This is a genomic window from Streptomyces diacarni, from assembly GCF_003323715.1.
GTDB classification, from domain to species: Bacteria; Actinomycetota; Actinomycetes; order Streptomycetales; family Streptomycetaceae; genus Streptomyces; species Streptomyces diacarni.
This window is the reverse complement of the sequence record NZ_QOIN01000046.1, coordinates 435502-448092: the sequence shown is the minus strand read 5'-3', so window position 1 is coordinate 448092 and position 12591 is coordinate 435502. Positions and strand designations below refer to the sequence as shown.

Annotated in this window: 9 protein-coding genes and 1 pseudogene; 5 read left to right on the top strand and 5 right to left on the bottom strand. The window is 72.1% G+C overall.

What is annotated here, in order from left to right:
- Positions 1–100 precede the first annotated feature (100 nt).
- Positions 101–1909, bottom strand: coding sequence for an AMP-dependent synthetase/ligase (locus DTL70_RS18795; RefSeq protein ID WP_114023103.1), 1809 nt, complete (start codon positions 1907–1909; stop codon positions 101–103).
- A gap of 123 nt (positions 1910–2032) precedes the next feature.
- Here DTL70_RS18795 and DTL70_RS18790 point away from each other — a divergent pair, with 123 nt between their 5' ends.
- Complete coding sequence (locus DTL70_RS18790; protein ID WP_114023102.1) at positions 2033–2833, top strand: MerR family transcriptional regulator; 801 nt, start codon at positions 2033–2035, stop codon at positions 2831–2833.
- Between the two features lie 41 nt (positions 2834–2874).
- On the opposite strand, the gene DTL70_RS18785 is transcribed toward DTL70_RS18790, so the two are convergent.
- From DTL70_RS18785 to DTL70_RS18770, 4 genes and pseudogenes are all read right to left on the bottom strand, one after another.
- Positions 2875–5106, bottom strand: coding sequence for a 3-hydroxyacyl-CoA dehydrogenase NAD-binding domain-containing protein (locus DTL70_RS18785; protein WP_114023101.1), 2232 nt, complete (start codon positions 5104–5106; stop codon positions 2875–2877).
- 57 nt (positions 5107–5163) lie between these two features.
- Positions 5164–6378, bottom strand: a complete 1215-nt coding sequence (locus DTL70_RS18780; RefSeq protein ID WP_114023100.1) for an acetyl-CoA C-acetyltransferase — start codon at positions 6376–6378, stop codon at positions 5164–5166.
- A gap of 54 nt (positions 6379–6432) precedes the next feature.
- A complete protein-coding gene (locus DTL70_RS18775) occupies positions 6433–7575 on the bottom strand; it encodes an acyl-CoA dehydrogenase family protein (RefSeq protein WP_114023099.1) in 1143 nt (380 codons plus the stop codon).
- A 215-nt stretch (positions 7576–7790) separates the two neighbouring features.
- Positions 7791–8936, bottom strand: a pseudogene (locus DTL70_RS18770) (CaiB/BaiF CoA transferase family protein); the annotation flags it as partial.
- Positions 8937–9114: 178 nt separating this feature from the next.
- Here DTL70_RS18770 and DTL70_RS18765 point away from each other — a divergent pair.
- From DTL70_RS18765 to DTL70_RS18750, 4 genes are all read left to right on the top strand, one after another.
- Entirely contained in the window at positions 9115–9630 is a 516-nt protein-coding gene (locus tag DTL70_RS18765) for a DUF1203 domain-containing protein (protein WP_114023097.1), read from the top strand.
- A gap of 282 nt (positions 9631–9912) precedes the next feature.
- Positions 9913–10809 carry an SIS domain-containing protein gene (locus DTL70_RS18760; RefSeq protein WP_114023096.1) on the top strand — a complete coding sequence of 299 codons (897 nt, stop codon included), beginning with the start codon at positions 9913–9915 and terminating at the stop codon, positions 10807–10809.
- A 106-nt stretch (positions 10810–10915) separates the two neighbouring features.
- Positions 10916–11779, top strand: a complete 864-nt coding sequence (locus DTL70_RS18755) for a class II fructose-bisphosphate aldolase (RefSeq protein WP_114023095.1) — start codon at positions 10916–10918, stop codon at positions 11777–11779.
- Entirely contained in the window at positions 11776–12591 is an 816-nt protein-coding gene (locus DTL70_RS18750; protein ID WP_114023094.1) for a DeoR/GlpR family DNA-binding transcription regulator, read from the top strand. Before DTL70_RS18755 ends, DTL70_RS18750 begins: the two co-directional genes overlap by 4 nt.

Here is a 12591-nt window from a genome sequence, read left to right as displayed (position 1 = left end):
GTTGCCGGGCCGGCCGCCGCGAGCACGGCTGCGGACCAAGGCGTCACCTTTCCCTGCACAGGGCAACTATGCGGTGATGCAGGTCACACCGGGGAACATCTCACACATGATCTTCGTAAAGTGCGTCGATCTCGCGGCGGTAGGCATCCGTGATCACCCGGCGGCGGAGTTTGAGCGAGGGCGTCAGCTCACCCGTCGCGGGGCTCCACTCGCGCTCCAGGAGGCGGAAGCGCTTGACCTGTTCCGTGCGGTTGAGCCGCGCGTTGGCGGCAGCGACGGCCCGCTCGGCCTCGGCCCGTACGGCCGGGTGCCCGCACAGGGCGCCGTCGGCGGCGTCGATGCCCTGGCGGGCCGCCCAGGCGCCGGCCGCCTCGGTGTCCAGCACCAGCAGCGCCACCAGGTAGGAGCGGCCGTCCCCGTGCACCAGTGCCTGCCCGATGAGGGGGTGCTCCTTGAGCGCGTTCTCCACCAGAGCGGGCGAGACGTTCTTGCCCGAGGAGGTGACGATCATGTCCTTCTTGCGGTCGGTCAGCCACAGGAAGCCGTCGTCGTCGACGCGGCCGATGTCGCCGGTGGCGAACCAGCCGTCCGCGTCGGTGGCGGGCTCGACAAAGCCGTCGGGGCGCAGGTAACCCTCGAAGACGGTGGTGCCGCGCACCTCGATCTCGCCGTCCGCGGCCGTACGGACCTCGGTGCCTTCCAGGGGCCGGCCCACGGAGCCGATCCTGAAGGCCTGGGGCCCGTTGAGGGTGAGCGCTCCGGTCGTCTCCGTCAGCCCCCACGCGTCCATGATCGCGATGCCGAAGCCCGCCCAGAAGTCGAGCACGTCCGGCGGCATGGGCGCCGAGGCGCTGGCCGTCCACACCAGCGACTCGAAGCCCGCCTGCGCCAGCAGCGGCTCGATCACCTCGCGCCTGGCCTGCGCGTAGGCCGCCGCCAGTTCGGGCTCGGGCACCTGCCCGCGCTCCCGGCAGCGCACGTGGGCGCGGGCCACCTCGCCGGCGGCCGCGACGGCGGCGCGCCGCTCCGGCGCGAGCGCCTCCACGCCGGCGCGCAGCGAGGCGGCGAGCTTCTCCCAGATCCTGGGGACGCCGAAGAACTCGGCGGGGTGCAGCCTGCGGGCCAGCGGGGCGAGTTGCGCCGGGTCCGCGCACAGGTGGACGTGGGAGGCGCGGAAGACGGGCAGGTAGATGCCCAGCATCCGTTCGGCGATGTGGGCGAAGGGCAGGTAGCACAGGTGGTCGGCGTGGTCGGGCAGCTCGGCGACCTGGTCGAGCGCGAGGGCGTTGCGGACGACGTTGCGGTGGCTGATCACCACGCCCTTGGGGTCTCCTGTGGTGCCCGAGGTGTAGACGACGGTCACCGGATCCGAGGAGCGCACCCGGCGCCAGGTCTCCTCGAAGACGGAAGGATCACAGGGGCGCGGCAGCGTGTCCCAGGCGGTGTGCGGGCCCGCTGCGTCCTCGTCTGCCACGACGAGCCGCTGGAGGCCCAGGCGGGCCGGCAGCCGCTCCCAGCGCTCGCGTTCCGCGGCTGTGCCGACGACGGCGAGCCGCGCCCGTGAGTGGCGCACGATGTGGGCGATCTGCTCGGTGGCGGCCGTCTGGTACACCGAGACGGGGACGGCGCCCAGGTGGACGAGGGCGAGGTCGGTGAGCCAGTGCTCGGGGCGGTTGCCCATCATGAGCAGGACGTGGTCACCGGGGGTGACGCCCAGCGCGGTGAGCCCGGCCGCCACCTCGGCGATCCGGTGGCGGGCCTGGGCCCAGGTCAGTGTGGTGCGCGTGCCGTCGTCGGCGTACCAGGACAGCGCCGCCAGGTCGCCGTGGTCCTCCACGTCGCGCAGCAGCAGATCGCAGAGGGTCAGTGCGGAGGGGGTGTCGCCGGGGAGTCGCAGGAGCGTGGTCATGGCACCTCCGGAAGCCGAAAGACGCCTGCGAAGGTTTCACACGAGTGGTGCGACAGCAATACTGTTGAACGTGATCGGTACGGACGGCAGGCCGCTGACGCGGCGGTGAGGAAGGCGCGGCACATGGAGCGACAGGACGGGCCGACGGAGGCGCTCACCGACCAGCTCACCGTCGACCAGCTCGCGGCCCGCGCGGGGGTGACCGTTCGCACCATCCGTTTCTACAGCACCCGGGGCCTGCTGCCACCGCCCACGATCGGCCCCCGCCGCGTCGGCAGGTACGGTCCCGAGCACCTCTCCCGGCTGGCGCTCATAGAGGAGCTGCAGAACCAGGGCATGACGCTGGCCGCCATCGAGCGCTACCTCCAGCGGCTCCCCGACGACATCAGCGCCCACGACCTGGCCATCCACCGGGCCGTGGTCGCCTCCTGGACACCCGACACGGTGGACGAGACGACACGCGGCCAGCTGCGGGCCCGCGTCGGACGGGAGCTGACGGACGACGACCTGGACCGGCTGGAGGCGATGAGCGTGCTCGCCCGCACGGACGACCCCGACGTCTTCCGGGTCGACCCGGCGATGCTCCAGCTCGGGGTGCGGCTGCTGGACGTGCCGATCTCCCAGGAGGCGATCCTGGCCGCCCGCGAGGTGATGCTGGAGCACACCCGCTCGGCGGCGCGTGAGCTGAGCCGCCTGTTCAAGAGGGAGGTCTGGGACCCCTACCGGGAGCAGGAGTCGGACCCGGAGCGGCTGGAGCGGATGAAGTCGCTGTCCGCGCACATGCAGCCGATGGTGGTGCAGGCCCTGGTGACCACCTTCCAGCGCTCCATGAAGGAGGAGCTGCGGGAGGCGTTCCCGCAGGAGAGCGCCCCGCAGCCGGACGCGGAGCCCGAGCCCGCGGCTTCGGGCCCCGCGCCGCGGTGACACGGGGGCTGGCGGCCCCCGCGCCGCGGTGACACGGAGGGTCAGTCGGTGAAGGTCTCACCCTTCGCGGCCTTCTCCTCCAGCAGCGCGGGCACCGCGAACCGCTCCCCGTAGCGCGCGCCCAACTCGCGGGCACGGGCGACGAACCCCGCGGGGCCGCCCTCGTAGCCGTTGATGTACTGGATGACGCCGCCCGTCCAGGCGGGGAAGCCGATGCCCATGATGGAACCGATGTTGGCGTCGGCGACCGTGGTGAGCACGCCCTCCTCGAAGAGCCGCACGGTGTCCAGCGCCTCGGCGAAGAGCATCCGCTCCCGCATGTCCGCGAACGGGATGCCGGTGCCGTCCTCCTGTGCGCCCTGCCTGGTGAAGTGGGCACGCAGTCCCGGCCAGAGCCCGACGCGCTTGCCGCTCTCGTCGTAGTCGTAGAACCCGGCGCCGCCGCTGCGCCCGGTGCGGCCGAACTCGTCGACCATGCGGTCCAGTACGGCGTCCGCCGGGTGCGCGGGCAGGTCCTTTCCCTCGGCGCGCAGGGCCTGGCGCGTCTCGTCGCGGATCCTGCGCGGCAGCGTCAGGGTGAGCTCGTCCATCAGGGAGAGCACCTTGGCCGGATAGCCGGCCTGCGCGGCGGCCTGCTCCACGGTGGCCGGGTCCACGCCCTCGGCGAGCAGCGCGACGCCCTCGTTGATGAAGTGCCCGATGACGCGGGAGGTGAAGAACCCGCGCGAGTCGCCGACGACGATCGGGGTCTTGCGGATCTGCTGCACGAGGTCGAAGGCGCGGGCCAGCGCCTCGTCGCCGGTCTCGCGGCCCTTGATGATCTCGACGAGCGGCATCTTGTCGACGGGCGAGAAGAAGTGCAGCCCGATGAAGTCCCGCTGCCGCTCCACGCCTTCGGCCAGGTCGGTGATGGGCAGGGTGGAGGTGTTGGAGCACAGCAGCGCGTCGGGAGCGACGATGCCCTGGATCTCCTGGAAGACCTTGTGCTTGAGCGCCGGGTCCTCGAACACCGCCTCGATCACCGCGTCGCAGCCGGCCACGTCCTGCGGATCGGCGGTGGGCGTGATGCGGGCCAGCAGGGCGTCCCGCTTGGCCTCGGTCGTCTTGCCCCGCTGAAGCGCCTTGTCCAGCAGCCCCGCCGAGTAGGCCTTGCCCTTGTCGGCCGCCTCCCGCGAGACGTCTTTGAGGACCACCTCGATGCCCGCCTTGGCGCAGGAGTAGGCGATCCCGGCGCCCATCATCCCGGCGCCGAGTACGGCGACCTTCGCCACCTTCCGCTCCGGGACGCCGTCCGGCCTGCTGCGGCCCGCGTTGACGGCCTGGAGGTCGAAGAAGAAGGCCTGGATCATGTTGGTGGAGATCTGACCGCAGGCCAGCTCCACGAAGTAGCGCGCCTCGATGACCTGCGCCGTCTCGAAATCGACCTGGGAGCCCTCGACCGCCGCGGCCATGATGTTGCGCTGCGCCGGGTAGGGGGCGCCGCCGGTCTGCTTCTTCAAGTTGGCGGGGAAGGCGGGCAGGTTCTCGGCGAACTTCGGGTGCGCGGGCGTCCCGCCGGGGATCCGGTAGCCCTTCTCGTCCCAGGGCTGGCGCGCCTCGGGGTTGGCCTCGATGAAGGCGCGCGCCGCGGCCAGCATCTCCTCGCGTGTCTGCACGACCTCGTGGACGAGCCCGACCTCCTTGGCGCGCGCCGGGTGGTACTGCTGCCCCTGGAGCAGCACGTTCAGCAGCGCGTCCGTGACGCCGAGCAGCCGCACCGTACGGGTGACGCCGCCGCCCGCGGGCAGCAGGCCGAGCGTGGCCTCGGGGCAGCCGATCTTCGAGCCTTTCGCGTCGAGCGCCACCCGGTGGTGGCAGGCGAGCGCGATCTCCAGGCCGCCGCCGAGCGCGGCCCCGTTGACCGCGGCCACGACGGGCACGCCGAGGGTCTCGATCCGGCGCAGGTCGCGCTTGATGCGCATGCCGTTGTCGAAGACCTGCTGGGCGTCGCCGGGCCGCGCCTGGATGAGCAGGCGCAGGTCGCCGCCCGCGAAGAACGTCTTCTTCGCGGAGGTCATGATGACGCCGCGCACGCTCTCGCGTTCGGCCTCCAGCCGGTCGGCGGTCGCGGTCAGCGACGCCTGGAAGGCCGCGTTCATGGTGTTGGCCGACTGGTCGGGGTCGTCGAAGGTCAGCGTGACGACGCCGTCACCGTCCTGGTCCCAGCGGATGGTCGACGAGACGGCGGTTTCCGTGGTTTCGGTGGACTCAGCGGTTTCGGTGGATCGTGGCATGGCTTGGTCTCCGGTTCCGGGATGCGGGCTGGTGCGGGTGTGCGGGACGCGGTGCGACTACAGCCGCTCGACCACGGTGGCGACTCCCATGCCACCCCCCACGCACAGGGTGACCAGCCCGTACCGCTGGCCGGTCCGCTCCAACTCGTCCACGCACGTGCCGAGCAGCATCGCCCCTGTGGCGCCCAGCGGGTGTCCCATGGCGATGGCGCCGCCGTTGACGTTGATCTTCTCCAGCGGGATGCCCATGTCCCGCTGGAACCGCAGGACGACGGCGGCGAAGGCCTCGTTCATCTCCGCTACGGCGATGTCGTCCGCCGTCAGCCCCGCCTTGGCCAGGGCCTTGCGGCAGGCCGGCGCGGGGCCCGTCAGCATGATCGTCGGGTCGGCTCCCGAGACGGCCACCGAGACGATCCGGGCGCGCGGACGGAGCCCGTACCGCTTGCCGACCTCCTCGTTGCCGATCGCGACCAGCGCGGAACCGTCCACGATGCCCGAGGAGTTGCCCGCGTGGTGCACGTGGTCGATCTTCTCGACCCAGTGGTACTTCTGCAGCGCGACGGCGTCGAAGCCGCCCATGTCGCCGATCGCCGCGAACGACGGCTTCAAAGACGCGAGCGTGTCGGCCGTCGTGCCGGGGCGGATGTGCTCGTCGTGGTCCAGGACGGTCAGCCCGTTGCGGTCGCGCACGGGCACGACGGAGCGCTCGAAGCGGCCGTCCTTCCAGGCGTGGGCGGCCAACTCCTGCGAACGGGCCGCGTACTCGTCCACGTCCCGGCGGCCGAAGCCCTCGACGGTGGCGATCAGGTCCGCGCCGATGCCCTGGGGGACGAACCCGGTGTCCCAGTTGGTCATCGGATCGTTGAACCAGGCCCCGCCGTCGCTGGCCATCGGCACCCGCGACATGGACTCCACGCCGCCCGCCAGCACCAGGTCCTCCCAGCCCGAGCGGACCTTGGCCGCGGCCATGTTGACCGCCTCCAGGCCCGAGGCGCAGAAGCGGTTCTCCTGAACGCCCGCGACCGTGTCCGGCAGCCCGGCGGCCAGCGCGGCGATCTTGGCGATGTCCGAGCCCTGGTCGCCGACGGGGCCGACGACGCCGAGCACGATGTCGTCGATGGCCTGCGGGTCCAGATCCGGCATGCGGCGGCGCAGCTCGTCGATGAGGCCGACGACCAGGTCGACGGGCTTGGTGCCGTGCAGCGCTCCGTTGGCCTTGCCGCGCCCGCGCGGGGTGCGGATGGCCTCGTACACGTACGCTTCTGAGCTCACGAGGGGTGCCTTTCGTGGGATACGGGATCAGGCGGTGGGAGCCGGTGGCCGTCGTCAGCTGAGCAGCGACCTGCCGATGATCTCCTTCATGATCTCGGTGGTCCCGCCGTAGATGGTCTGGATGCGGCCGTCCGTGAACGCCTTGGCGACCGGGTACTCGTTCATGTACCCGTAGCCGCCGTGCAGTTGCAGACAGCGGTCCGCCGCCCGCTTCTGCAACTCGGTCGCCCACCACTTGGCCATGGAGGCGTGCACCGCGTCCAGCTCGCCCTCGGCGTGGTCGGCGATGCAGCGGTCGAGGAACGCACGGGTGACGGCGCACTCGGTGGCCAGCTCGGCGATCTCGAAGCGCACATGCTGGAGTTTGCCGAGCGGACGGCCGAACGCGGTGCGCTCCTTGACGTACGCGGTGGTGATCTCCAGCAGGTGTTCGGCCGCGGCGATCCCCGCGACGGCGATCGCCATGCGCTCCTGGGCGAGGTTGGTCATCAGGTGGACGAAGGCGCCGTTGACCTCCCCGAGCAGGTTCTCCTTGGGGACACGCACGTCGGTGAAGAACAGCTCGGCCGTGTCCTGCGCCTTCTGGCCGATCTTGTCGAGGTTGCGGCCCCGTTCGAAGCCGTCCATGCCGCGCTCGACCACCAGCAGGCTCAGCCCGTGCGCGCCGCCCTCCGGCGTCGTCCTGGCCGCGACGACCACGAGGTCGGCCAGGATGCCGTTGGAGATGAACGTCTTGGACCCGTTCAGCAGCCAGTGGTCGCCCTTGTCCTCGGCCGCGGTGCGGATGCCCTGCAGATCGGAGCCCGCGCCGGGCTCCGTCATGGCGAGGGCGGTGATGATCTCGCCCGAGCAGAAGCCGGGCAGCCAGCGCCGCTTCTGCTCGTCGGTGGCCAGGGAGGTGAGGTAGGGGCCGACGATGTCGTTGTGCAGCCCGATGGCCAGGCCCGGCGCGCCCGCGCGGGTGAACTCCTCGGCCAGCACCGCCGCGTAGCGGAAGTCGGCCTCTCCCCCACCGCCGTACTCCTCGGGCACGGCAGGACCCAGCAGCCCCTGCCGTCCGGCCGCCCGCCACACCTCGCGCGAGACGACGCCGTCCTGCTCCCACTGGGCGTAGTGCGGCTCGACCTCCTTGGCCAGGAAGGTGCGGACGGTCCGCCGGAACGCCTCGTGTTCCTCGGTGAAGATCTGGCGCTTCATGACGTGGGGTGCTCTCCTTCGAACGGGTCGGCGGGCTCCGACGCGGGAGTCTCCACCGTGGGAGCCGGCCCGTCGGGCGTGCCGGACAGGGCCTCGGATGCGTCATGCAGCGCCCCCGGCGTCTCGCCCAGGACCTCGCGCGTGCCGGACGCCGGCCGGGCGTCTCCGTCGGACGCGGCGGAGGCGGCGGAGGCGTCGGAGGCGGCGGACGCGGCCGAGGGAGTCAGGGAGGGGACGTTCCAGTCGCGGGCGACCTCGGCGGTGTGCGCGCCGGGCCTGGCCGGACCCGCGTACACGCCCGTGGGTGTCACGGAGAACCGGGGGGCCGGCGCCGGCTGGGTGAGGCCGCCGTGCTCCAGATAGGTGCCGCGAGCCGCCAGATGCGGATGGGCGGGCGCCTCGGTGAGGGAGAGCACGGGGGCCACACAGGCGTCCGAGCCCTGGAAGACCTCGGCCCACTCCGCGCGCGTACGGGAGGCGAAGCGCGCGGCGATCAGCGCGCGCAACTCCCCCCAGGCCGCCACATCCTCGCGGGGCGGTGCCTCGTCGGCGATGCCGAGGAGCTCGGCGAACCGCGCGTAGAACCGCGGCTCCAGCGCGCCCACGGCCATGAAGCCGCCGTCGGACGTCGCGTAGGTGCCGTAGAAGGGGCAGCCGCCGTCCAGCAGGTTGGCCGCCCGGCGGTCCTGCCAGGCGCCCGCGGCGAGCATCCCCTGGATCATCGCGGTCAGGTGACTGGTGCCGTCCACGATGGCCGCGTCCACGACCTGTCCCTCGCCCCGCGGCCCGCGTGCGTGGTGCAGGGCGGACAGGACGCCGATGACGAGGTAGAGGGAGCCGCCCGCGTAGTCGCCCAGCAGATTGGCCGGGGCGACGGGTGGCCCCTCTGCGGGCCCTGTCATACCGAGGGCGCCGGTGACGGCGATGTAGCCGATGTCGTGCCCGGCGCGCTCGGCGAGCGGCCCTTCCTGCCCCCAGCCGGTCATCCTGGCGTACACCAGGCGCGGGTTGCGGGCGAGGCAGTCGTCCGGGCCGACGCCGAGCCGCTCGGCCACCCCGGGGCGGAACCCCTCGATCAGCACGTCCGCCCGGTCGGTCAGCGCGAGGGCGGCCTCGCGGCCCTCCTCGTCCTTGAGGTCGAGCAGGACGGACCTCTTGTTGCGGTTCGTCACGTCGTACTGAGCCGGGATGGCCAGCGAGCCGCCACCCGGACGGTCGACACGGACGACGTCGGCCCCCAGGTCGGCGAGCGTCATCGCCGCGAAAGGCCCTGGTCCGATCCCGGCCAGCTCCACCACGCGCACCCCGCTCAGCGGGCCGCGGACCGGTTCGCGCTCCGCCGCTTCTCGCGCTGCCGCCATCGAGCCCCCAGCACTGTGACACAACTGATGTAACACCAAGGATGCTATGGACACCGTTCCCATTCCACAAGCCCTTGCCCTCCAGCTTCGCCACGCGCCGCCACGGGCCTGACGCGCCGCGAACACCCCGTCCGGATGACGCCGGCGAAGAGGCGCCCCACGGAGGGACGCTCGCCCCATGACGACGCACTACACGATCCTCGCCCTCGCTGACGGAACCCTCGCGGAACTGCGGACGCGTGACGACGCCGGCGCCCCGCCCCGCGCCGTGACCGACACCGAAGGCGGCACCCCGCTCCGGTGCTGCCTGCGGCGGAGCGAACCGGACGAGACGCTCGCCCTCGTCTCCTACGCACCACTGCGCCGCTGGGCCCGCGAGACCGGCGCGGACCCCGGCCCTTACGACGAGGTGGGCCCGGTCTTCATCCACCCGGCGGACTGCGGCGGCTGGACGGACAGCCCGAACGGCGCCTACCCCGACGCCCTGCGGGGCGCCCGCCGGGTACTGCGCGCCTACTCCGCCGAAGGCCGCATCCTGGGCGGCCTCCTGGTGGAAGAGGGCCGTAAGGATGCCCCCACGATCGAGGAATCCCTGACCCGGCTGTACGCCGATCCCCTCGTGGCGGCGGTCCATGTACGCGCCGTCGAATACGGCTGCTTCCACGCCGAGACACGGCGGTCGACGACGCGGTGAGTGGAGGTGGGCGTCACCTCGTCGCCCACCCGGCCGCAGCGCAGCGTCCCTCATCCCGGCGGGTACCAGCGCGGCGGCTACCAGCCCGGTGGCAACCAGCGCGGCGGCCGTCACCGGGGCAACCAGCCCGGCGGCACGCGCGAGGGCAAGTGGTACGGCGTTCACTCGGGCGTGGGATGGACAGCGCGGGGTTCGATGCGTAAAGTTGCGTGAAAGTCAGTTGTTTCATGCAACTTCACGCATCGGGCCTGCAAGGCCCGGACCCAGGAGGGGTGCTCGCACATGGGCGAGACGTCGTACATGGAGCAGGAGCTGCGCAGCCAGCCGGAGACGTGGCGGGCCGCGGCGAGGATCGGCTCCGGGGACAACCCGCTGCCCGCGGCGGGCGCGCGCGTGGCCGTCGTCGGCTGCGGTACATCCTGGTTCATGGCCCAGGCATACGCAGCCCTGCGGGAAGGCTCCGGGCAGGGTGTGACGGACGCCTTCGCCGCTTCGGAGGCCTTCCTCGGCAAGGCGCGCGGTTATGACGCGGTGGTCGCCATCACCCGTTCCGGTACCACGACCGAAGTGCTGCGGCTGCTGGAGGAACTGCGCGGCGACACCCCCACCGTGACGGTGCTGGGAGATGAGGACACCCCCGCCACCTCCCTCTCGGACGAGACGGTCGCGCTCCCGTTCGCCGACGAGAAGTCCGTGGTGCAGACGCGGTTCGCCACCTCGGCCCTCGCTCTGCTCCGCGCCCACCTGGGCGAGGACCTGGGCAGCGCGGTCGGCGACGCGGAGGCGGCGCTGACCGCCCCGCTGGAGCAGGAGTGGCTGGACGCCGAGCAGTTCAGCTTCCTCGGCACGGGCTGGACGTTCGGGCTGGCCAACGAGGCGGCGCTCAAGATGCGGGAGGCGTCCCAGAGCTGGACGGAGTCCTACCCCGCCATGGAGTACCGGCACGGGCCGATAGCCATCGCCGCGCCCGGGCGGGTCACCTGGCTCTTCGGCCAGGCGCCCGAGGGGCTGGAGGGCGATGTCGAGGCGACGGGCGCCCGGTTCGTGCACCACGGCGGCCGTGATCCGCTGGCCGATCTGGTCCTGGTGCACCGCGTCGCGCTGGAGCGGGCGCGCGCCCGGGGGCTCGACCCGGACAACCCGCGGAGCCTGACGCGTTCGGTGATGCTGGACGGCTGAGCCGGCCGGAGGGCACCCCGCCCGCTCCGGGACTCGCCCGCTCCGGGCTCCCCGCGCTCCGAGCCTCTCCCCGCCCAGCCCGTCCCACCCGCCCAAGGAGTCCCCGATGCCCCTCGTTTCCACCGGCTCGATCCTCGCCGACGCCCGCGCGGCGGGCACCGGTGCCGCCGCCTTCAACGTCATCCACCTGGAGACGGCGGAGGCGCTGGTCGCCGCCGCCGACGCCACCGGTATACCGCTGATCCTCCAGATCAGCGAGAACTGCGTCAGGTACCACGGCAGCCTGTTGCCGATCACCCGGGCCTCGCTCGCGCTGGCGGAGTCCGCGCGGACGAACGTCTCGGTGCATCTGGACCACATCACCGACGCGGAGCTGGTCCACCAGGGTGTCGCGGCGGGGGTGGGCTCCGTGATGATCGACGCCTCCACTCTGCCGTACGCGCGCAACGTCGAGACGACGGCACGGCTGACGGCCTGGTGCCACGACCGTGACGTGTTCGTGGAGGCGGAGCTGGGCGAGGTGGGCGGCAAGGACGGGGTGCACGCGCCGGGCGTGCGGACCGACCCCGAGGAGGCGCTGGCGTTCGTGGCGGCCACGGGGGTGGACGCCCTGGCCGTCGCGGTCGGCTCTTCGCACGCGATGCGGGAGCGCACGGCGAAGCTGGATCTGGAGCTGATCGGGAGGCTGCGGGAGAAGCTGCCGGTCCCGCTGGTGCTGCACGGCTCCTCGGGGGTTCCGGACGAGGAACTGCGCGCGGCCCTCGCCGCCGGAATGACCAAGATCAACATTTCGACGCATCTCGTGTCGGTCTTCACCCAGGGGGTGCGTAAGGTACTGGAGGCCGATCCCGCGCTCATCGACTCGCGCAAGTACGTTGCCCCGGCGCGGGACGCGGTCCAAAGCGAGGCGGCGCGTCTGCTCCATGTCCTGGGGGGCGGAGGGGCGGGAGAAGGAGAAGACGTCAGGTGAAGCGCCATGAGCGGATGAACGCTCTTTTGGAGTTGCTCGGTGAGCGCGGCAGCATGGAGGTCGAGGAGGCCGCCACGGCTCTGGAGGTCTCCGCGGCCACGACGCGGCGCGACATGGACGCGCTCGCCGAGCAGCAGCTCCTCACCCGCACCCGGGGCGGTGCGGTCCTCAGCGCGGTGACCTACGACCTGCCCATCCGCTACAAGCGCGGGCACCACGTGGGGGCGAAGCAGTCGCTGGCCAGGGCGGCGGCCGCGATGGTGGAGCGCGGCAGCGTGGTGGGCCTCAGCGGCGGGACGACGACGACGGAGATCGCCCGCGCCCTGGTGACGCGCGCCGACCTGGCCGAGCCGAGCCCGCAGCCGCACCTGACGATCGTGACGAACGCGCTGAACATCGCCTACGAGCTGGCGGTCAGGCCCCAGGTCAAAACGGTGCTGACGGGCGGGGTGGCGCACTCCCGTACGTTCGAGCTGACCGGCCCCTACAGCGAGTTGATGCTCGGTGAGATCACCGTGGACATCGCCTTCATCGGGGCCAACGGCATGGATCCCAGGACGGGCGCCACCGTGCACGACGAGGCGGAGGGCCGGATCAACGGGCTGATGGCCCGGCATGCCGAGCGGGCCGTCGTGGTGACGGACTCCTCCAAGGCCGGTGTCCGGTGCTTCGCCCGGATCGGCGGGCCGGAGCTCTTCGACACGTTCCTCACCGACAGCGGCCTGCCCGAGCCGATGCGCCGGAAGTTCGAGGAGCAGGGCCTGCCGACGGTGCTGGCCGAGCCCGACCCCGACGAGGACGGGGGCAGGTAG

Bases quoted from the DNA above. Each gene is read 5' to 3' on its own strand.
- DTL70_RS18765 (WP_114023097.1), top strand. From the start codon at position 9,115: ATGACGACGCACTACACGATCCTCGCCCTCGCTGACGGAACCCTCGCG.
- DTL70_RS18785 (WP_114023101.1), bottom strand. From the start codon at position 5,106: ATGCCACGATCCACCGAAACCGCTGAGTCCACCGAAACCACGGAAACC.
- DTL70_RS18795 (WP_114023103.1), bottom strand. From the start codon at position 1,909: ATGACCACGCTCCTGCGACTCCCCGGCGACACCCCCTCCGCACTGACC.
- DTL70_RS18790 (WP_114023102.1), top strand. From the start codon at position 2,033: ATGGAGCGACAGGACGGGCCGACGGAGGCGCTCACCGACCAGCTCACC.
- DTL70_RS18760 (WP_114023096.1), top strand. From the start codon at position 9,913: ATGGGCGAGACGTCGTACATGGAGCAGGAGCTGCGCAGCCAGCCGGAG.
- DTL70_RS18775 (WP_114023099.1), bottom strand. From the start codon at position 7,575: ATGAAGCGCCAGATCTTCACCGAGGAACACGAGGCGTTCCGGCGGACC.
- DTL70_RS18755 (WP_114023095.1), top strand. From the start codon at position 10,916: ATGCCCCTCGTTTCCACCGGCTCGATCCTCGCCGACGCCCGCGCGGCG.